The organism is Streptomyces sp. NPDC041135 (genome assembly GCF_055592085.1).
Genome location: NZ_JBVIYZ010000005.1, coordinates 36,689 through 55,659, shown reverse-complemented (window position 1 = coordinate 55,659; position 18,971 = coordinate 36,689). Strand labels below are relative to the sequence as shown.

The following is an 18,971-nucleotide window of genomic DNA, read 5'->3' as shown; positions in this document are numbered from 1 at the left end:
AGCCGAACAGGCCGCCGGTGACCGGCGGTACGGCGCGAACGGGGCGGATTTGATCTTCGGTGGCGTGAACGTGCCGGACGGGGCGCGGGGCGGACGCGTGAGTGATCACGCGCCGGTGTGCCGCCTCCGCGCCCAGGCGGCGATCACGGATGGACTCGGCGCACCACCGCCGACCTGCGCGGACGCCCTCGGTACCGGTCTTCCGGGGTGCCCCATGCCCGCCGCCGGGCCGCCGTCCTCACCCGTGCGCCGGACGGCACGCACACCTGTCCGGCCGCAGCGCGTCCGCGGGGCGGAGCCCGTCGCGGCCGTGGCATGATCGGCTGCATGGGTGAACGTGTGGTGGCCGCGTGCGACGGGGCTTCGAAGGGAAACCCCGGACCGGCGGCCTGGGCGTGGGTGGTCTCGGACGACGCGCGGACGGCGGCCCGATGGGAGGCCGGACCGCTGGGCCGGGCGACCAACAACGTGGCCGAACTGACCGCTCTGGAGCGGCTGCTGTCGGCCGTCGGCCCGGAGGTGCCGCTGGAGATCCGGATGGACTCCCAGTACGCCATGAAGGCCGTCACCACCTGGCTGCCCGGCTGGAAGCGCAACGGCTGGAAGACGGCCGCCGGCAAGCCGGTCGCCAACCAGGACCTGGTGGTCCGCATCGACCAGCTGCTCGACGGCCGCTCCGTGGAGTTCCGCTACGTCCCCGCCCACCAGGTCGACGGCGACCCGCTGAACGACTTCGCCGACCGCGCGGCCAGCCAGGCGGCGACCGTCCAGGAGGCGGCGGGCAGCGCCCTGGGCTCCCCGGAGCCGCCCGCGTCGCCCGACACCCCCGCCGCCGCGGCCCCGCGCCGCAAGACGCCCCGGCGGACCGGCGGCGGCGCGGCCTCCGCCCGCACGATCAAGGCGAAGTTCCCCGGCCGCTGCCTGTGCGGCCGCTCCTACGCGGCGGGCGAGCCCATCGCCAAGAATGCCCAGGGCTGGGGCCACCCGGAGTGCCGCGCGGCCGAGACGCCCTGACGGCTGCCGTTCAGGCGTCGGTGTCGAACGTGTAGAACCCCGTGTGGTCCAGCAGGTCCGCCGGTCGCACGGTGTTCCACGGCTTCATCGTCTCCTCGAGGTCCACCACGTCCGGCGTCCCGCCGGCCGGGACGTAACCGGCGTCCGGGTGCCGGCGCCGCCACTCGGCCCACAGCTTGTCTATGAAGGCGTGGTGGAGCCAGAACACCGGGTCGTTGGGGGAGACCCCGGTGGCCATGGTGCCGCCGACCCACACGTGGACCCGGTTGTGCAGGTTGACCCCGCGCCAGCCCTCCAGGTGGTTGCGGAAGCCGTCGGAGGCGCTGTTGAAGGGCGCCATGTCGTACACCGGCATCGCCAGCACCGACTCCACCTCCGCCCGCGTCGGCAGCTCGCGCACCCCGGTGCCCAGCGAGCGGCGCAGGAACGTACGGCCGTCCACGCGCACCGCCAGCGGCCAGTTCCCGGTGGCGGCGGCGAACGGGCCGTCCATCACCCTGCCGTCCGTGCCGCGCCCGGTGCCGCCGAGGAAGTCCGGCGCCCACAGCGAGGCGCGCACCGTGCGGTCGGTGCTCCAGTCCCAGTAGGGCAGCGCGACCGAGGGGTCCACCGACTGCAGCGCCTGCTCGAAGTCCAGCAGGAACCTGCGGTGCCAGGGCAGGAAGGACGGCGAGCGGTGACCGGTGCGCTCGCCGGTGTCGGTGTCCGCCATGATGAAGGCGTTGTGGGTGCGCACGAACTCGTCGTAGCGCCCGCCGCGCTTGAGTTCGAGGACGGCGGCGACGAACCGCCGCTTCTCGTCGGTGGTCAGGGCGGCCTGGTTCTTGCGTACGGTCATGTGCGAGGTGCTCCGGAGGTCCGTGCGGGGGCGGTCAGTTGGCGGGGAAGGGCAGCAGCGCGGCGCCCTGGAGTTCGTCCACCGCGGCGCGGGCGGCGGCGCGCGGCGTGGGCACCGGGTCGTAGTGGCTGACGACGCTGATCCAGCTGCCGTCGGCGTTGCGCATCACGTGCAGTTCCACCCCGTCGAGGAACACGGCGTACCCGGCGCCGGGTACGTGGTGGTGACCGCCCGCGCCCGCCGGGCGGCCCTGTATCCGGCGGCCCCGGTAGACCTCGTCGAAGGAGGCCGGGGCGTCGGGGTGATGCCCGGCGGCCGCCGCTCGCGGCGCGGCCAGTGACTGGGCTCCGGCCGCCGCGGCTGCGACGGCGGCCGCGGCGGTGAGCGCGCGGCGGCGGGTGAGCGCGGGCGGGCGGGACGGTTCGGGCATGCGGGTGCTCCTCGCGGGGTCGTGCGGACGATGACCCCGTATGCCTACCGGCCCGGTCCCGGGCGGCCGCAATCGCGCCCGGCCGGTTGGCCGCGATCCGGACAAGTACCGTTACGTCCTTGAGTGTTGAACCAGGATGATCTTGCTGCCCGGCCGGTCCGCCGGCCCCCGGAACGGGTCGTTCCGTGCCGTCGCGGGCGGGTTTCCGGTGATCTTTCGCGGCGGGCCGCCGTCCGGGTGGCGTGGCTCACCGCCGCAGACTGACGCGATCCGCGACCCCCGGCGCCCGCGCCCGGTGCTGCTACCCTGCGGTGCCAATCGGCCACGTTCAGTGACTATCAGGGGTGTGCGCGTGAAGGTCGTCTGTGTCGGAGGCGGGCCCGCGGGCCTGTACCTCGCCATCCTGCTCAAGCGGCAGAACCCGTCCCACGACATCACCGTCCACGAACGGGGCCCCGAGGGCTCGACCTACGGCTGGGGCGTGACCTACTGGCGCGGGCTGCTCGACAAGCTCCAAGCGCACGACGTCGCGTCGGCGCGCGCCGTCGAGGAGTACTCGGTCCGCTGGAGCGACGGCGTCGCCCGCGTCGGCGACCTGACCACCCGGCACAGCGGCGACGAGGGCTTCGGCATCGGCCGCCACCGCCTGCTCGACCTCCTCGCGTCCCGGGCCCGGTCACTGGGCGTGCGGCTGCGGTACGAGGACGAGATCACCGCCGTGCCCGACGGCGCCGACCTGGTCGTCGCGGCCGACGGCGTGCACAGCGCGCTGCGCACCCGCCACGCCGACCACTTCGGCACCCGCGTCCACACCGGCCGCAACCACTACCTCTGGCTCGGCACCACCAAGGTCTTCGACGCCTTCACCTTCGCCTTCGTCGAGACCGCGCACGGCTGGATCTGGTGCTACGGCTACGGCTACAGCGCCGGCCACAGCACCTGCGTCGTCGAGTGCTCCCCGCAGACCTTCACCGGCCTCGGCCTGGACCGCGCCGGCGCGGCCGACGGCCTGGCCCTGCTGGAGGAGATCTTCGCCGACGTCCTCGACGGCCACCCCCTGACCGGCCGCCCCTCCGCGGACGGCGGCGCGGGCTGGCTGAACTTCCGCACCCTCACCAACCGCACCTGGCACCACGGCAAACTGGTCCTCCTGGGCGACGCCGCCCACACCACCCACTACTCCATCGGCGCGGGCACCACCCTCGCCCTGGAGGACGCGATCTGCCTCGCCGGCAGCCTGCGCGAGCACGGCACCGTGCCCGAGGCGCTGGCCGCCTACGAACGCCGGCGCCGCTCCGAGCTGCTGTCGGTGCAGAGCGCGGCCCGCTACAGCGCCCAGTGGTACGAGAACCTGCCCCGCTACATCCACCTGCCCCCGCACCGCATGTTCGCCCTGCTCGGCCAGCGCCATTCCCCCCTGCTGCCGTACGTGCCGCCGCAGCTGTACTACGGGCTCGACAAGGCCGCCGGGCGGCTGGAGGCCCTGCGCAGGTTCAAGCGGTGGCTCGGGCCCCGCGCGGCCCGGGCCCTGCACGCACGCTCCGCCGGCAGGTGAGCCGGGCCGCCGGTGTGGGCCGGGGGAGCGGTGGGCGAGGGCTGGACGAGCGGCGGGTGCAGGGCAGGGCGAGCGGTAGATGAATTTCAATTCACCCGGTAAGGTGAATTGCGATTCACGTGTTCCCGCCGCAGCGCCTTCCCACCGCAGCGCCCTCTGGAGTGCCGATGGAGCAGCCCGTCCCGATACCCCGGCCGCCCGCCACCGGCCCGGTCCCGCTGCGGGACCGGATGACCATCCCGGTGCTGGCGTCGGGCGGCATCCTGATGGCCGTCATGCAGACCGTCGTCGTACCGCTGCTGCCGGACCTGCCCCGGCTGACCGGCGCCTCACCCGCCGCCGTCTCCTGGACCGTCACCGCCACCCTGCTGGCCGGCGCGGTCCTCACCCCCGTGCTCGGCCGCGCCGGTGACATGTACGGCAAGCGCCGGGTGCTGACGGCGGCGCTCGCCCTGATGACCGTGGGCTCGGTGATGTGCGCGCTGTCCTCCGACATCCGCGTCCTCATCGCCGCCCGCGCCCTGCAGGGCGCCGCCGCCTCCGTCGTCCCGCTGTCCATCAGCATCCTGCGGGACGAACTGCCCCCCGAGCGGCGGGGATCGGCGGTGGCCCTGATGAGCTCCACCGTCGGCATCGGCGCCGCGCTCGGCCTGCCGCTGGCCGCGCTGGTGGTGCAGTACGCCGACTGGCACACCATGTTCTGGCTCACCAGCGCCCTCGGCGCGCTCGGCGTGAGCGCGGTGTGGTGGGCGGTGAAGGAGTCACCGGTGCGCGAGCCGGGGCGCTTCGACGTCCTCGGCGCGCTGGGGCTCGCTGCCGGGCTGATCAGCCTGCTGCTCGCGGTGTCCCAGGGCGGGCAGTGGGGGTGGGCGAGCCCCGCCGTCCTGTCCCTGTTCGGGGCCGCCGCGGCCGTGCTGGCGCTGTGGTGCCGCCAGCAGCTGCGCGCCGAGCGCCCGCTGGTCGACCTGCGGCTGGTCACCCGTCCCCGGGTGGGCCTCTCGCACGTCGCCGCCCTGCTGACCGGGTTCGCCTTCTACGCCAACTCGCTGGTCACCGCCCAGCTGGTGCAGGCGCCCGAGGCCACCGGCTACGGCCTCGGGCTGTCCATCGTCGCCACCGGCCTGTGCCTGCTGCCCGGCGGCGTCACCATGTTGCTGCTGTCGCCCGTCTCGGCGCGCATCTCCGCCACCCGCGGCCCCCGGATCACCCTCGCCCTCGGCGCGGCCGTCATCGCCTGCGGGTACGCGGTGCGCATCGCCGACAGCCGCGACCTGTGGATGATCATCCTGGGCGCCACGGTGGTGGCCACCGGCACCACCCTCGCCTACTCGGCGCTGCCCACCCTGATCCTGCGTGCGGTGCCGGCCGGGCAGACGGCCTCCGCCAACGGCGTCAACGTCCTGATGCGCACCATCGGCCAGGCCACCTCCAGCGCCGCCGTCGCCGCGGTCCTCGTCCACCACAGCAGTCTCGTCGGGCGCCTCCCGGTGCCCACGCTGCACGGATACCTGCTGGCGTTCGCCATGGCGGGCGCCGTCGCGCTGGCGGCCTGCGCGGCCGCCCTGTCCATCCCCGGGGACGAGCCGTCCCCGGGCACCGGGCGGTTCCGGCGGGCCACCCGGGGCGCCCGGGACGAGGCGATGGAGGGAGCATGAGTGCCGTGAGCACTCCACCCGACCCCCGGACACCCGCCCCCGCCCGGCGGGACGCCGAGGCCACCAAGGCCGCGATTCTCAAGGCGGCCCGGTACCTCCTCGCCCGGCACGCCCACGCCGACATCACGCTGAAGGCGGTCGCCGAACGGGCCGGGGTCAGCCCGCCGCTGGTGCTCAAGTACTTCGGGAACCGTGACGCCCTTTTCGCCCGGGTCATGTCCTTCGACGCCGACGCGGCCGACCTGCTGGACGCGCCGCCGGCGGACCTCGGCCGGCACATGGTCCGCCACGTGCTGGCCAGCCAGCGCGAGCGGGGCGCCGACCCGTTGCTGCGCATCGTGTTCGCCCCGCTGCACGGTGACCACGGCGAGGTCCTGCGCGCCAACTTCCGCGCCCAGGTGACCGGACGGCTCGCCGGCCGCCTGTCCGGCCCCGACGCGGGTGTCCGCGCCGAACTCGCCGTCGCCGCGCTCCTGGGCCTGGGCGTCATGTACGGCATCGCGCGCGGCCCGCACCTGCGGGCCACCGACATCGACGCCATCACCGACCGCTACGGCCCCCTCGTGCAGGCCCAGCTGACACCGCCCTGGGCCTGACCCGCGCGGTCAGCGCAGGAGGCGGTCGAGGAAGCCGTTGCCGAACACCCGGTGCGGGTCCAGCCGGTCCAGCGTGGCGACCGCCTGCTGCCACACCCCGGTGCCCAGCGAGGCGGGTACCGCGGTGGACAGCACCTCCTCGTCGCTCCACACCGCGTCCCGGGTGTACGCCCAGCCCTTGGACCACTCCACGCGGGTCCGGCCGTACCCGCCGTCGTAGGTGTCCAGCAGGAACCGCTCCAGTTCGCGCAGGAACTCCTCGGCGTGCGGGGTGTCGGGCAGGCTGAGCACGTCCAGCCACACCGCGGTGTCCCAGGCAGGGGCGTCCTCGTCCGGGCGCAGCGCGGAGAGCGCGGGAGCGGTGGCGCCGGCCACGCCGCAGTGGGCCGGGTCGTCGAGCCCGGTCACCCGGATCTCCACCGAGCCGTTGACCGGGAAGCGGCCCAGCGCCGCGTAGGCGGCCAGGCGCTCGTGGTAGAAGGCCGTGAACTCGTGCACCACCCGCTGCACCCGGTCCCGGGTGGTCAGCACCGCGTACCCGTTGGCGGACACCCGCAGCGTGGTCGGCCTGATGTACAGCAGCGTGTTCTTCGACGGCCCCCACAGGTCGGCGGAGAGCGTCGCCACGAGACCGAGCGTGGCGGCCTCCAGCTGGGCCGTGCCGAGCGCCGGCGCCAGGTACCAGGCGGCGCCCGACGTCATCCGGCCCACCAGGTCCGCGACCGGGGCCGGGATGCTGTCCGAGAACGGGTAGTTGTAGGGCGAGGTGACGTGCCGCGACGTCGGCGGCCGGTCCGGGGCGACGCTCCACTCCTTCAGCCACGGGAACTCGGTGAAGGCGAACCAGATCGCCTCCACCCGCCCGGAGCGCGCGAGGAACGTCTCCAGCGTCCGTCCCCCGGAGCCCGGCGCCGCGAACAGCTCGGTGGCCGGGATGTCGGTCCGGCTGACGCAGCGCAGGTTGCTGTCGGCGCCCACGCGCAGCACGACCTCGGTGACGAGGGCGCGGCCCAGGTGGGCCAGGAGCGCGGCGCTGTCGGCCTCGTCGCGGTGGAAGGTGCGCAGCACGTAGGCGCCGCCGTCACCGCTGTCCGCGTCCCACACCACCGCCGTCAGCGACAGCACGCGGTTGCTCAGCGAGCCGTAGGTGTGCCCCGGCGCCCGGGTCTCACCGGCGGCCGCTACGGCGGTGCCGTGCGCGTCGACGGCCAGGGCGCCGCCGAGCGTCAGGTCGCCGGGCGCGGGCGCCGCGGTCACGCCGAGGCCGTGCTCCTCCAGGAAGGCCAGCAGCGCCTCCATGGTGACTCCGGCGCCGGCCCGCACGGAGGTGGCGGACTCCAGCGCCAGTCCGGTCAGGTGCGTGGTGGTGTCGACCAGCAGCACGCGCGCGTCGGCCGGCGTCCCGTCGGTGACGGTCAGCGGCGACCAGCCGTGCGAGCAGCCCCGCGCCCGCACCCGCCAGCCGTTGCGCCACGCCCAGTCGATGACGGCGAGCACCTGGTCGGGGCCGGTCGGCGTACAGGCCCACAGCCCGTCGGCGGTGATCTCGCCGACCCAGTTGCGGTACGCCGAACGGCACAGCGCCACACCGGCCGGGAAGCCGGGCAGCGCGGCCGCGGCGGCGGCCGGGTCGGCCGCCACCAGCACGGGCACGGCGGCCAGCGCGGCGGCGGTGCGCAGGAAGCCCCGGCGGCTCCAGGGCGAATCGTTGCTCAATGAACCATCAGTCACCCGGTCACGCTAGGCGGCCGGTGGCGGCGGACGGTTTTCCGTCGAACACATTCACTCGTGCGGGTGAAAAACGCGTCGATGGTGTGTCGGCCCGGGAAGCGGCCCGCTCCCCGCCCGCGCGTCCCGGATGACAGACTGACGCCATGGACGAACGCGTAATCGGCAGGTCGGGGCAGTGGACGTCGGTCGTCGGCCTCGGCACGTGGCAGCTGGGCGCCGACTGGGGCGAGGTGGACGACAAGGAGGCCCTCCGCGTACTGGAGACGGCCGCCGAGTCCGGAGTGACCTTCTTCGACACGGCGGACGTGTACGGCGACGGGCGCAGCGAGCAGACCATCGCCGCGTTCCTCAGCGGCCGGCCCGACCTGCACGTGCTGGTGGCGACCAAGATGGGGCGCCGGGTCGGGCAGATCCCGCAGAACTACGTCCTGGACAACTTCCGGGCCTGGAACGACCGCTCCCGCCGCAACCTGGGCGTGGACCGCGTCGACCTGGTGCAGCTGCACTGCCCGCCGACGCCGGTGTACTCCTGCGACGAGGTGTTCGACGCCCTCGACACCCTGGTCGAGGAGGAGCGCGTCGCCGCGTACGGGGTCAGCGTGGAGACCTGCGCCGAGGCGCTGGCCGCGATCGCCCGGCCGAACGTGGCGAGCGTGCAGATCATCCTCAACCCGTTCCGCATGAAGCCCCTGCGCGAGGTGCTCCCGGCCGCGCGGGAGGCGGGCGTCGGCATCATCGCGCGCGTGCCGCTGGCCTCCGGGCTGCTGTCGGGCAAGTACACCCGCGACACGGTGTTCGCCGCCGACGACCACCGCACGTACAACCGGCACGGCGAGGCCTTCGACCAGGGCGAGACCTTCTCCGGCGTGGACTACGGCACGGGCGTCGAGGCGGCCGCCGAGTTCGCCGCGCTCGCCCCCGAGGGGTACACCCCGGCCCAGCTGGCGCTGCGCTGGATCATCGAGCAGCCCGGTGTGACCACCGTGATCCCGGGCGCCCGCAACCCCGAGCAGGCCCGGGCCAACGCGGCCGCCGCCAAGCTGCCCCCGCTGCCCGAGGAGACGGTCACCGCGATCCGGGAGCTGTACGAGCGCCGGATCAAGGACCACGTAGAGCACCGCTGGTAGCCCCCGCCGCGGCCCGGGACGGCGGCATCGTCGCTGCTCCGGGCCGCTTCGGCTGTTTGAGGGAACGATCTCCGGGTAACCCGCAGCGCATGAAGCAGCAGGAGGGACGGCGGGACGGCCGGCGCACGGGGCGGAACGAGACAGAGGAGGAGCGTGCCGACCGCAAGTGGGGCGAACTCATCCAGGAGGTCCGGGTCGCGCAGACGGGCGTCCAGATTCTCTTCGGCTTCCTGCTGACGGTCGTCTTCACCCCGAAGTACGCCACGCTGGCCCACGTCGATCAAATTATCTACATCGTCACCGTCATACTCGGCGCGTGCGCGACCGGCGCCCTCATCGGCCCCGTCTCCCTGCACCGCCTCGTCGCGGGCCGCCGGGTCAAGCCCCAGGCGGTGCGGCTGGCGTCCCGGCTGACGTTCGTCGGCCTGATCCTGCTGCTCGCCACCATGACCTCCTCCCTGCTGCTGATCCTGCGGGTCGCCACCCACGACGGCTACGTGCCCTGGCTGGTCGGCGCGGTCGTGCTCTGGTACCTGGTGTGCTGGTACGTCCTGCCGATCTGGGCGCGTACGCGTCACACGTCCCGGGACGCCGACGGACGCGACGACGAGCCGCCCTTCAGCGCCGCCAGCTGACGGTCGTGCGCCCCGCTCAGCAGCAGCACCGACACGACGGCCCCGATCAGGGCGCAGAACATGTCCCACTGGGTGTCCCAGACGTCGCCCTGGGTGGCGAGGAAGGCGTCGGCGCCGTGCCCGCCGATCTCGGCGGCCAGCCACTCCAGCAGCTCGAAGCAGGCGCTGAAGGCGAGGCAGGCGCACACGGTCAGCGGAGCGAGCCAGCGGCTGCCGCGCAGCGGTGAGGTGCGGCTGAGCAGTTCCCGCACCAGCACCGCCGGCACGAAGCCCTGCATGAGGTGGCCGAACCTGTCGTACGGATTGCGGTCGAGGCCGAAGGTGTCGCGGACCCAGTCGCCGAGCGGCACCTGTGCGTAGGTGTAGTGGCCGCCGACCATCAGGACCAGCGCGTGCACGGCGAGCAGCCCGGACAGCAGCCCGGTCAGCGGGAAGCGCCGCCAGGTCAGGATCACCAGCGGCAGCCCGGCGAACACCCACACGGTCTCCAGGAACCAGGTGGTGCGGTCACGGGCGCCCCACGCCGACAGGGCGAGGGCGGCGGTCACCGCCCCGGCGAGCACGGCGGGCGGGATGCGGTGCGCGGTGGGGTGCGGGGCGCTCTGCACAGCGGTCATGGCCGGGGCTCCTTGTCGTCGGGAGTCCCAGAGTGACCGAGTGGGAGCGGGCCGGCATGAGTACGGCTACTCAGGCCCGCGGGGGGAGCCGGCTCAGCCCGCGGAGAGGATCTCCGCCAGCAGGTCGTCGACGCGGACCTCCTCGCTGCCCGGGGCCACCACCTGATGGGTGTCCCGCAGGAAGGCGGCCACCGCGGGCGCCCAGGCGAACACCACGGCGTGGTGCCGGGTGCCGTCGGCGCGGGTGTCGCCGAGGAACTCCATCCGCAGCTCGCGCCACATCCCCGTGGACACCGGCCGCAGCCGCACGTCCCCGACGCCGACCGCCTTGCTCAGCCCGTCGTGCAGCATCTCCCGGTCCAGCCGCCACTGCGCGAGCACGTGCCCGTCGTGACCGAACACGGCGGTGACGGCGAACGGGTCGTCGGCGTCGTAGCTCAGGTGGGCGAGCACGGGACACCGGCCGGTGCCCCCCGCCTGCAGCTGCACCACCAGGCTCTTGTGCACGAAGCGGTTCACGCGAGGGCCTCCGGGAAATCGACGTAGAGCCCTCTATTACCCCGCCTGAGCGCATGATGCTCACCCGAGCGGATGATTCCCGTGAAAACGTCAGCCCAGGGCGTCCCGCAGCGCGGGCAGCAGCGTCTTCTGCGCCCAGTCCAGGAACGCCGGCTGCGACTCGCCGCCGATCTGCACCAGCGCGACCTCGGTGAACCCGGCCTCGGCGTACGGCCGTACCGCCTCCACGAAGTCCTCGGGGTCGTCGCCGCACGGGATGGACCCGGCCACGTCGTCCGGGGTGACGAACTGGGTCGCGGCCTCGAAGGAGTCCGGGTGCGGCAGTTCGGCGTTCACCTTCCAGCCGAGCCCGAACCAGCGGAACTGGGAGTGGGCGCGCTTGACCGCGGTCTCCCGGTCGGGGTCGTAGCACACCGGCAGCTGGCCCACCCGGGGCTTGCCGGTGCCGCCGTGCCGGTCGAAGGCCTCCAGCAGGCCCGCCTTCGGCTCGGTGGCGATCACCAGGTCGGCGAGATGACCGGCCAGCTTGCACGACTGCTCGCCGGAGACCGCGACACCGATCGGCGGCGCCTGCTCGGGCAGGTCCCACAACCGGGCCGACTCCACGTCGTAGTGGGTGCCGTGATGCGTGACGTGACCACCCTCGAACAGCGCGCGGATGATCTCCACCGCCTCTTCGAGCATCTCGTGCCGCACGTCCACCGGCGGCCATCCGCCGCCCACCACGTGCTCGTTGAGGTTCTCGCCCGATCCCAGCCCGAGCCGGAAGCGGCCCTCGGACAGCAGCTGCACGGTCGCCGCCTTCTGCGCCACCACGGCCGGGTGGTAGCGGAAGGTCGGGCACGTCACGTACGTCATCAGCGGGATGCGCGAGGTGGCCTGGGCGGCGGCGCCCAGCACGCTCCACGCGTACGGGGCGTGGCCCTGCGAGCGCAGCCAGGGGAAGTAGTGGTCGGAGATCACCGAGAAGTCGAAGCCCGCCTCCTCGGCCTGCACCAGGTGGTCCACCAGGTCACGGGGGCCGGCCTGCTCGGTCATCATCGTGTATCCGATTTGCACCATAGCCGGAGAGTCCCCGCGATCGCGGACTCCTAACGACCCGCGTCCGTGGGGCAGCCGCCTGGCTCAGTGGACGGGTTCCCGGAACGTCGTCAGGAACGTCGTCAGCGCCAGCCGGTCGGCGGCCGTGTCCCACTCCGCCGCCGGGGTGGTGAACCGCAGGGAGAACCCGCGCCGGCCGCCGAGCAGGAAGCCTCGCCCGAAGGTGTGCGTGCGGCCGGCGCCGGTGCCGGAGAGCCACTCCATGTCGGCGGCGCTGCGGCCCCGGTAGGTGGTGGCCCGCACGGCGCCCAGGCGCCGGTAGCCGCCGGTCTGCCGCAGCCCCGGCTCGACGTCGTCGCGCCAGACGGCGGCCGGGTCCGGGCCGACCCGCTCGCTGTAGGTGACGGCCAGGGTGGGGGAGTTCCCGCCGGTTCCGAAGGTGACCCGGTAGGCGTCCGGCACCCGTGAGGTGGCCAGCCGCCGCCACGCGGCGGGCAGCGCGACCCGGAAGCCCTCCGGCGCGGTGTAGCGGCGGTAGCCGGCCGGCAGCGCGGCGGCCCTGGGCGTGGACGCGGGGGCGGTCGTCGCTGAGGGGGAGGGGGAGGGGGACGGCGGCGTGCGTGAGGCGACCGCGCCGGTGGGGCCGCGGCGGTCCGCGGTGGCGGTCGGCGGCGCCGCGGTGGTGGTGCCGGGCAACTGGTGGGTGGCGGCGAGGACGGCCACCGCGACCGTGGCGACCGCCAGCACGGTGCCTGCCACCGCGGGCCCGCGGCGCCGGCCCGCGCCCGGCTGCCCGACCCCGGCGAAGGCGCGGCGCAGCCGCGGGCTCGGGGCGGGCTGCCGGTCGGCGTCGGACTCCTCGCTGAGGATGCGGAGCAGGGCCGCGCGGACCACGGGCCGGGTCAGCCGCTCCCGGGAGTCCTTGCGCAGCAGCCCCTGCACCACTTGGGCGAGCGGACCCGCGTGCGCGGGCGTGCGCAGCGGCAGCCGGTCCACGCCCTTCAGGGTGGCCTCCGGGCGGCCCCGGTCGCGGTACGGCGCCCGGCCCTCGACCAGGGTGTACAGGATCGCGCCCAGCGCCCACAGGTCGGCGGCCGGGCCGACGCGTTCGTCGCGGGCCTGCTCGGGGGAGGCGTACGCCGGTGCGGTGATCCGGGGGGCCAGGGTCGTGCCCGCCAGGCCGAAGCCGGTCAGTACGGCCGGGCCTCCGTCGCGCACGAAGACCTGGTTGGGGCTGAGTTCGCCGTGGGTGATGCCCTCGTCGTGCGCGGCCTGGAGCACGTCGAGCACGTCGAGGCCGATCCGCGCGGCCCGTACGTAGTGCAACGGCCCCTCTTGGGCGAGGAGTTCGCCCAGCGGTGTGCCGTCGATCCACTCGGTGACCGTCCACAGCGTCCCCGGCTCCTCGACGGCGTCGACGACCGCGGCCACCCGGCCGGGGCGCAGCAGGGCCATCGTCTCGGAGGTGCGCAGGATGCGCGCGGTGGTGCGGCGCGCGGTCTCCTCGTCGGGCCCCGCCGGGAGCGCGGTCCGCGTCACCAGGCGGGGCCGCGCCGCCGCGACGTCCTCGGCGGACCAGCGCACCCGGTTCGTCTCGCGGTCCACCACCTCCAGGAGCCGGTACCGCTCGGCGATCACCTGTGGTGCGAAGACGTGCGCGTCGGCCATCGTCATCCCTCGCTGAAACCCCTGCCTCGTCGTGCCCAGAGGTACGCGGGGAAGGGCCCGGCGTCTCAAAGGATGGGCGACCGGGGAGCGCTTTCCGCCTTTCTTTTCACCTCCCAATACGGCGCCCCGGCGTGCGGAGAGCGACCAACGGCGGGCCTCCACCTGCGGGTTACCGACGGTAGGCCGTCGGATACGAGGCATGGCGGCGCGGGGGCGCGGGGGAACGCCCGTCCGCTCCCCGTGAGCGCCGCAGGCCGGGCGTCACAGCAGGGCGAACCGCCGCGCCCAGCCGAGGACGTCGGCGGGTGTCGCGTTGCCCCCGCACACCACCAGCCCCAGCCGCGCGCCGTCGCCGACCCGCTCCCGGATCCGCCGGGCCGCCGGCAGCAGACAGCCCGCGGCGGGCTCCGTCCACACCTTGGCGTGCTCGGCCAGCTCCAGGCAGCCGCGCACCGCCTCCTCGTCCGGGACCACCAGGACCTCCGTGACCAGCTCGGCCACGTGGTCGTAGGTCAGCCGGGACACCGACGGCGCGCTGAGCGTCGTCACGATCGACGACAGCGCGACCGGCAGCGGCCCGCCCGCCGCCAGCGCCCCGGACATGGCCTCGGCGCCCGCCGTCTCCACACCCCACACCCGCACGTCCGGCCGCCTGGCGCGCAGCGCCGCCGCCACACCGGCGATCAGGCCCCCGCCGCCGATGCTGACGATCACGTCCGTCAGCGCGTCGGCGTCGGCGTCCTCGGCGAACTCCAGGCCCACCGTGCCCTGAGCGGCGATCACCACCGGGTCGTCGAAGGGGTGGACCAGCGTCAGCCCCTCGTCCCGGCAGCTGTTCACCAGCTGGAACGCGGTGTCCATGCCGTCGGTCAGCCGTATCGTGGCCCCGCTCTCCTCGACGAGTGCGATCGAGCGCGCCGGCGCCGTGCGCGGCATGATCACCGTGGCCTTCACGTCCAGGGCCGCGGCCATCACGGCCAGGGCGATGCCGTGGTTGCCGCCGCTGACCGCCACCACTCCCGCCGCCCGCTCGGCCTCGGTCAGCGACAGCAGCCGGGCCGCCGCCCCGCGCGCCTTGAACGAGCCCGTGCGCTGGAGCAGTTCCAGCTTGGTGGTGACCGGGACGCCGAGCAGTGCGGACAGGCCCGGACTGGGCACGGTCGGGGTCCGTACCACGTGCCCGGCGATGAGCTGCGCGGCGGCTTCGATGTCCGAGATGCCGATCAAGGCGGTCCACCCTTCCGGCGCGGGGATGGGCTCCGCGCCACCGGCACCCTCACCCGAGCGGGCGGAAGAGGTCAACTTCTCACAGCTCGCGGCCCACCAGGTACTCCAGCAGCAGGCGCAGCTCCGCGGCGGGACCTGCCGCCAGCGGGGCGGCGGCCAGCAGCGCCCCGGCGGCAGCCGTGTGCCGACGGGCCTCGGCGAGCGCGGCCGTACACCCGCCCGCCTCCTCGACCAGCGCTGCCGCGGCCTCGGTGCTCCCGGTGTCCAGCAGCGCGGGCAGCCGGCCGCCCGCGGGCGAGGCGAGCGCGGCCAGCACCGGGTACGTCTTCTTGCGCTCCCGCAGATCGCCGTGCGCGGGCTTGCCGGTGACGGCCGGGTCGCCCCAGATCCCGAGCACGTCGTCCACCAGCTGGAAGGCGACCCCCAGATGGCGGCCGGCCCGGTCCAGCGCGTCGGCCGTCGCCGCGGGCGCCCCGCCGAGCACGGCGCCCAGCGCGGCCGCGCAGCCCAGCAGGGCGCCGGTCTTGTGCTCGGCCATCGCCCGGTACTCGTGCGGCGACACCCGGCCGGGGCCGTTCCAGGGCCGCGCCGCGAACAGCAGGTCGTCCGCCTGCCCGCGCACCAGGTCGGCCAGCGCCGCCGACAGCAGCCGTACGGCGCCCGAGCCCCCCGGGGCGAGCGCGAGGCTCTCCACGGCCAGCGCGAACAGGGCGTCGCCCGCGAGGACCGCCGGGCCGGTGCCGTACGCCTGCCAGACCGCGGGGCGGCCGCGCCGGGTGGCGTCGCCGTCCATGATGTCGTCGTGCAGCAGCGAGAAGGCGTGCACCAGCTCCACCGCGACCGCCGCCGGGATTCCGGCGCGCGCGGGCGCGCCGGCCGCCTGGGCGCCGAGCACCGCCAGCGCCTGCCGCACCCCCTTGCCGCCCGGCGCGACGGCCGGCGCGCCGCCCACCTCGCTCCAGCCGAAGGCGTACGCCGCCATCTCGCCCACCCACGGGTGCAGCCGCCCCACGGCCTCCCGCAGCGCGGGCCGCACCAGCTCCCGGCAGCGGCCGAGGACCGGGGGAGCGCACGGCGGCGCCTGCACCGCCGACGTCGGCGCGCTCACCGTACGGCCTCCGCGTCCACGCCGAACTCCCGCTGCGCCCGGGTCACCATCTCCCGCGCGTGCCGCAGGCCGGCGCGCTCCAGCACCTGGGCCAGGTCGGCGAGTTCGGCCGCCGTCTCGGACCGGTCGCGGCCGAGCCGGGCCAGCGCCTTGGCCAGTCCCAGCCGGGCCAGGGCCGTGCCGCGCGGCTCGCTCATCGCGCGGAACTCCTCCAGCGCCAGCCGGTACAGGTCCCGCGCCTCGGTGTACCGCCCGGCCCGGTAGCAGACGTTGGCGCGCATCTTGTGGTTGTAGGCCAGCGCGCTGGAGAGGTTCATCTCCCGGCAGATGGCCTCCGCCTCCGACAGCAGCTCCAGCGCCCGGGCGGTGTCGTGGTCGCGTATGGAGAGGATGTCGGCGAGTCCGCGCAGCGCCCAGGCGTGGCCGCGCCGGTCCTCGGCCCGCGCGGCCGTCTGCGCCGCCTCCTCGAACAGCGCGTACGCGGTGTCGTAGGAGCCGGTGTTGCGGTGCATCTGCGCGATGCCCTCCAGCGCCCACACCGTGTGCCGGGCCTCGCCGCGCCTGCGGGCCTCGGCCAGCAGCTGCTCGTGCAGCCGGCCGACCGCCTCGTAGTCGCCCTGTATCCGTCCGGTCTCGGCGAGCCCCGCCAGTGAGTAGCCCCGTACGACGACGTCCCCGCCGCGCTCACCGAGGTCGGCGGCGAGCTCCAGCAGCCGCCGGGCCAGCGGGAACGCGCCGCGCTGGCGGGCGAGGGTGCCGCCGCTCCACAGGGCCCAGGCCATCGCGGCGGTGTCCCCGGCCGTCCGGGCGGCGCGGTAACTCGCCTTCCAGGCCCGGTCCGCGTCGTGTATCCGGCCGAGCCGCCGGTGCGCCTCGGCCACCGCGAGCCCGCAGCGGGCCTCCTCGTCGCGCCGCCCGGACCGTTCGGCCTCCCGCAGCCGCTCGGTGGCCTCGGCCAGCACGTCGACCAGTGAGGAGTTCACGGACAGGGAGGTCAGGGTGCCCTGGTACTCCGGGGCGAATGCCTTGGCGTGCATGAGTGCCTCTCTATACGCGCTATGTATACATGATGTGTATAGCGCGTCGGAAAAAGGCCCTGGCCCGAGGGCCAGGGCGCGCTCTGTCGCCGGTCAAGACGTCCGCACGGCCGCACGGGTTGCCTGCGAGACGCAGATCACCCACGCGGGCGCTCAGTGCTGCTGGGCCTTCTGCGGCGTCACCTCGCTGGGTCGCACCACGACGAATCCCTCGCCCTGGAGCATGAGTTGCACGGCCTCGCCCGAACCGCCGCGCAGCATCGAGCCGATGGACTGCGAGCGGTGCAGCGAGGTCTGCAGGTGGGCGCTCCAGCCCACCACCGCGTCCGTGTCGACGTACACCGGGTACTGCGGCGAGACCGGTATGACGAGCGGGTTGCCCTCGCACATCAGGCCCAGCCGGCCGTGCCCGGTGAAGACGCTGTTGAACAGGCCGCCGCCGGCGATGCCCGAACCCTTCACCGTCTTGATCTCGTACGACAACGAGGCGTCGAAACACAGGACGTTGCGGCCGTTGACGGTGAACACGTCACCGGGCTCGACCTCCACGACGAAACAGTTCTGCGCCTCGTGCGCGAACCAGGCCTCACCCTGCCCGCGCACCGCCATCAGCGGCAGCCCCTCGCCGGTGACCGCGCGCTTGAGCATGCCGCCCACGCCCTGGCCCTTGCGCTCGAACTGGAGACTGCCCCGGTACGCGATCATCGCGCCCTGCCGGGCGACCATCTCGCCGTTCACCGCGTATCTGATGCACTTCGCGTTCTCGACGGTCATGCCCGGCTCGGTGGCCGGCCGCACCATGTGCCCACTGGAGAAAAGATCACCCTTCATGCCGGGCATGGTGTCCCGGAGGATGCCGTTCCGCCAAGGCCGGGGCGCGGCCGGCCCGCGCACCGGGGCGGGGCTCAGCCGCCGGCCGGGGTGATGTCCAGGTTCCGCTCGACGTCCGCGGCGGCGCCGCGCGGTCCGGCCGCCTTCGCCGCCTTGCCGCAGAACGCCGACTCCAGGGCGCCGGCGAGCGCGTCGAGGACGGGGGCGCTGTTGGAGGCGTTGGCGACCGCGGTGAGGCTGCGGCGGCCGTCCGCCGAGGTGAACGCGTAGGTGTAGTAGCCCTGTACGGCGCCCGTGTGGCCGTACACCGACGTGCCGCACGACAGGGTGCGCCGCCGCAGGCCCAGCCCGTAGGCGGTGGTGCTGTTGACCGGGGTCCACCGCCGCATCTCGGTCAGCTGGGCGGACGGCAGCAGCCGGCCCCCCAGCAGCGCCGAGTAGAAGGTGTTGAGGTCGCGGGCGGTGGAGACGACGGCGCCCGCGCTCTGCGCCCAGGACACCGTCTGCTCGGTGGCGTCGACCAGCGGGGCGCCCGCCCGGTCCGGGGTGAGGTAGCCCCGGGCGTAACGGCCCGGCAGCTTGGTGTCGGGGTGCACGTAGAAGGTGTCGCGCAGGTTCAGCGGGGTGAGGATGCGCCGCTGGTACTCGGTGGCCACGGAGTGTCCGGTGAGCTTCTCGACGAGCATCCCGGCGACCACGAAGTTGGTGTTGGAGTAGGAGTACACGGCGCCGGGCGCGCTGCTGCGCGGCTTGGCGAGGGAGAGGGCGACCAGCTGGCGGTAGGCGAAGACCTTGTGGCGCACCGCCTCGAACCCCTGGACGCTGTCGGCGAACATCTCCTCGGTGTAGTCGTGCAGTCCGCTGCGGTGGCTGAGCACGTGCCGGACCGTGATCCGGTCGCTCGGCAGCAGGCCCGGCAGATAGCGGTTGACCGGGGCGTCCAGCGACAGTCTGTGCTCCGCGGCCAGTTGCAGCAGGACGACGGCCGTGAAGGTCTTGGTGACGCTGCCGACCCGGAAGCGGTCGCCGGTGCCGATGGCCCGGCGGGTGACCCGGTCGGCCACCCCGCGCTCGGCCAGGTGGACGGTGCCCTGGTCGTCGATCCGCGCCATGGCGCCGGGTGCGCCCTTGTTCACCACCGAGCGCAGTACGTCGCGCAGGCCCGCCGTGTCGGGAGCCGGCAGTGCGCCGGCCGCCGGCGCGGCCGGCGGGGCGGGCGCCGCACCGGTCACCGCGTGTGCCGGAACGGCGAGGAGCGACAAGACGGCCGCTCCGAGTACCGCCCCCCTGCCCACAGTTGCTGAAACCATCCGACTGCTCCCCTCCGCACGCCGTGCGGTGC

At 74.3% G+C, this 18,971-nt stretch carries 18 protein-coding genes; 6 read left to right on the top strand and 12 right to left on the bottom strand.

Annotated features, from left to right (window positions below; translation table 11 throughout):
• Positions 1-315 precede the first annotated feature (315 nt).
• A complete protein-coding gene (locus tag ACZ6CZ_RS13745; RefSeq protein WP_469019269.1) occupies positions 316-1,014 on the top strand; it encodes a ribonuclease H family protein in 699 nt (232 codons plus the stop codon).
• A 10-nt stretch (positions 1,015-1,024) separates the two neighbouring features.
• Here the strand turns inward: ACZ6CZ_RS13745 and melC2 are convergent, their stop codons facing one another.
• Positions 1,025-1,852: a tyrosinase MelC2 gene (gene melC2 / locus ACZ6CZ_RS13740; RefSeq protein ID WP_469019266.1), complete on the bottom strand. Its 828-nt coding sequence runs from the start codon at positions 1,850-1,852 to the stop codon at positions 1,025-1,027.
• A gap of 34 nt (positions 1,853-1,886) precedes the next feature.
• A complete protein-coding gene (gene melC1 / locus ACZ6CZ_RS13735) occupies positions 1,887-2,282 on the bottom strand; it encodes an apotyrosinase chaperone MelC1 (protein WP_469019264.1) in 396 nt (131 codons plus the stop codon).
• A 346-nt stretch (positions 2,283-2,628) separates the two neighbouring features.
• Between melC1 and ACZ6CZ_RS13730 the strand changes: the two genes are divergently transcribed.
• The 3 genes from ACZ6CZ_RS13730 (at position 2,629) to ACZ6CZ_RS13720 (ending at position 6,088) form a co-directional block, all read left to right on the top strand.
• Positions 2,629-3,837 carry an FAD-dependent monooxygenase gene (locus ACZ6CZ_RS13730; protein WP_469019261.1) on the top strand — a complete coding sequence of 403 codons (1,209 nt, stop codon included), beginning with the start codon at positions 2,629-2,631 and terminating at the stop codon, positions 3,835-3,837.
• Between the two features lie 167 nt (positions 3,838-4,004).
• Positions 4,005-5,492, top strand: a complete 1,488-nt coding sequence (locus ACZ6CZ_RS13725; protein WP_469019259.1) for an MFS transporter — start codon at positions 4,005-4,007, stop codon at positions 5,490-5,492.
• Positions 5,489-6,088, top strand: a complete 600-nt coding sequence (locus ACZ6CZ_RS13720) for a TetR/AcrR family transcriptional regulator (protein WP_469019257.1) — start codon at positions 5,489-5,491, stop codon at positions 6,086-6,088. Before ACZ6CZ_RS13725 ends, ACZ6CZ_RS13720 begins: the two co-directional genes overlap by 4 nt.
• 9 nt (positions 6,089-6,097) lie before the next feature.
• Here the strand turns inward: ACZ6CZ_RS13720 and ACZ6CZ_RS13715 are convergent, their stop codons facing one another.
• Positions 6,098-7,804 (bottom strand): cholesterol oxidase substrate-binding domain-containing protein, encoded by a 1,707-nt coding sequence (locus tag ACZ6CZ_RS13715; RefSeq protein WP_469019254.1) that lies wholly within the window; start codon positions 7,802-7,804, stop codon positions 6,098-6,100.
• Positions 7,805-7,962: 158 nt separating this feature from the next.
• Here ACZ6CZ_RS13715 and ACZ6CZ_RS13710 point away from each other — a divergent pair, with 158 nt between their 5' ends.
• Entirely contained in the window at positions 7,963-8,946 is a 984-nt protein-coding gene (locus ACZ6CZ_RS13710) for an aldo/keto reductase (RefSeq protein ID WP_469019251.1), read from the top strand.
• A gap of 89 nt (positions 8,947-9,035) precedes the next feature.
• Entirely contained in the window at positions 9,036-9,581 is a 546-nt protein-coding gene (locus ACZ6CZ_RS13705; protein WP_469019247.1) for a DUF6328 family protein, read from the top strand.
• Here the strand turns inward: ACZ6CZ_RS13705 and ACZ6CZ_RS13700 are convergent.
• The 9 genes from ACZ6CZ_RS13700 to ACZ6CZ_RS13660 all read right to left on the bottom strand — a co-directional run bounded on the left by ACZ6CZ_RS13700 (position 9,521) and on the right by ACZ6CZ_RS13660 (position 18,939).
• The gene (locus tag ACZ6CZ_RS13700; protein ID WP_469019244.1) at positions 9,521-10,198 is read right to left on the bottom strand and encodes a DUF2238 domain-containing protein; all 678 of its coding nucleotides are present in this window, start codon (positions 10,196-10,198) and stop codon (positions 9,521-9,523) included. The two genes, ACZ6CZ_RS13705 and ACZ6CZ_RS13700, sit on opposite strands and share 61 nt — an antisense overlap.
• A gap of 93 nt (positions 10,199-10,291) precedes the next feature.
• Positions 10,292-10,717, bottom strand: a complete 426-nt coding sequence (locus tag ACZ6CZ_RS13695) for an SsgA family sporulation/cell division regulator (RefSeq protein ID WP_469019242.1) — start codon at positions 10,715-10,717, stop codon at positions 10,292-10,294.
• Positions 10,718-10,807: 90 nt separating this feature from the next.
• Positions 10,808-11,779, bottom strand: coding sequence for an LLM class F420-dependent oxidoreductase (locus ACZ6CZ_RS13690; protein WP_469019239.1), 972 nt, complete (start codon positions 11,777-11,779; stop codon positions 10,808-10,810).
• Between the two features lie 63 nt (positions 11,780-11,842).
• On the bottom strand, positions 11,843-13,432 hold the full coding sequence (locus ACZ6CZ_RS13685) for a protein kinase domain-containing protein (protein ID WP_469019237.1): 1,590 nt from the start codon (positions 13,430-13,432) through the stop codon (positions 11,843-11,845).
• 255 nt (positions 13,433-13,687) lie between these two features.
• Positions 13,688-14,653: a threonine/serine dehydratase gene (locus ACZ6CZ_RS13680; RefSeq protein WP_469019234.1), complete on the bottom strand. Its 966-nt coding sequence runs from the start codon at positions 14,651-14,653 to the stop codon at positions 13,688-13,690.
• Positions 14,654-14,732: 79 nt separating this feature from the next.
• A complete protein-coding gene (locus tag ACZ6CZ_RS13675; protein ID WP_469019231.1) occupies positions 14,733-15,761 on the bottom strand; it encodes a polyprenyl synthetase family protein in 1,029 nt (342 codons plus the stop codon).
• A complete protein-coding gene (locus ACZ6CZ_RS13670) occupies positions 15,758-16,798 on the bottom strand; it encodes a tetratricopeptide repeat protein (RefSeq protein WP_469019228.1) in 1,041 nt (346 codons plus the stop codon). Before ACZ6CZ_RS13670 ends, ACZ6CZ_RS13675 begins: the two co-directional genes overlap by 4 nt.
• 153 nt (positions 16,799-16,951) lie before the next feature.
• Positions 16,952-17,629, bottom strand: a complete 678-nt coding sequence (locus tag ACZ6CZ_RS13665; protein WP_469019225.1) for an AIM24 family protein — start codon at positions 17,627-17,629, stop codon at positions 16,952-16,954.
• Between the two features lie 74 nt (positions 17,630-17,703).
• On the bottom strand, positions 17,704-18,939 hold the full coding sequence (locus tag ACZ6CZ_RS13660) for a serine hydrolase domain-containing protein (protein ID WP_469019223.1): 1,236 nt from the start codon (positions 18,937-18,939) through the stop codon (positions 17,704-17,706).
• Positions 18,940-18,971 lie beyond the last annotated feature (32 nt).

Bases quoted from the DNA above. Each gene is read 5' to 3' on its own strand.
- ACZ6CZ_RS13705 (WP_469019247.1), top strand. From the start codon at position 9,036: ATGAAGCAGCAGGAGGGACGGCGGGACGGCCGGCGCACGGGGCGGAAC.
- ACZ6CZ_RS13690 (WP_469019239.1), bottom strand. From the start codon at position 11,779: ATGGTGCAAATCGGATACACGATGATGACCGAGCAGGCCGGCCCCCGT.
- ACZ6CZ_RS13725 (WP_469019259.1), top strand. From the start codon at position 4,005: ATGGAGCAGCCCGTCCCGATACCCCGGCCGCCCGCCACCGGCCCGGTC.
- ACZ6CZ_RS13665 (WP_469019225.1), bottom strand. From the start codon at position 17,629: ATGAAGGGTGATCTTTTCTCCAGTGGGCACATGGTGCGGCCGGCCACC.
- ACZ6CZ_RS13685 (WP_469019237.1), bottom strand. From the start codon at position 13,432: ATGACGATGGCCGACGCGCACGTCTTCGCACCACAGGTGATCGCCGAG.
- ACZ6CZ_RS13660 (WP_469019223.1), bottom strand. From the start codon at position 18,939: ATGGTTTCAGCAACTGTGGGCAGGGGGGCGGTACTCGGAGCGGCCGTC.
- ACZ6CZ_RS13720 (WP_469019257.1), top strand. From the start codon at position 5,489: ATGAGTGCCGTGAGCACTCCACCCGACCCCCGGACACCCGCCCCCGCC.
- ACZ6CZ_RS13700 (WP_469019244.1), bottom strand. From the start codon at position 10,198: ATGACCGCTGTGCAGAGCGCCCCGCACCCCACCGCGCACCGCATCCCG.
- melC1 (WP_469019264.1), bottom strand. From the start codon at position 2,282: ATGCCCGAACCGTCCCGCCCGCCCGCGCTCACCCGCCGCCGCGCGCTC.
- ACZ6CZ_RS13710 (WP_469019251.1), top strand. From the start codon at position 7,963: ATGGACGAACGCGTAATCGGCAGGTCGGGGCAGTGGACGTCGGTCGTC.
- melC2 (WP_469019266.1), bottom strand. From the start codon at position 1,852: ATGACCGTACGCAAGAACCAGGCCGCCCTGACCACCGACGAGAAGCGG.
- ACZ6CZ_RS13670 (WP_469019228.1), bottom strand. From the start codon at position 16,798: ATGCACGCCAAGGCATTCGCCCCGGAGTACCAGGGCACCCTGACCTCC.
- ACZ6CZ_RS13745 (WP_469019269.1), top strand. From the start codon at position 316: ATGATCGGCTGCATGGGTGAACGTGTGGTGGCCGCGTGCGACGGGGCT.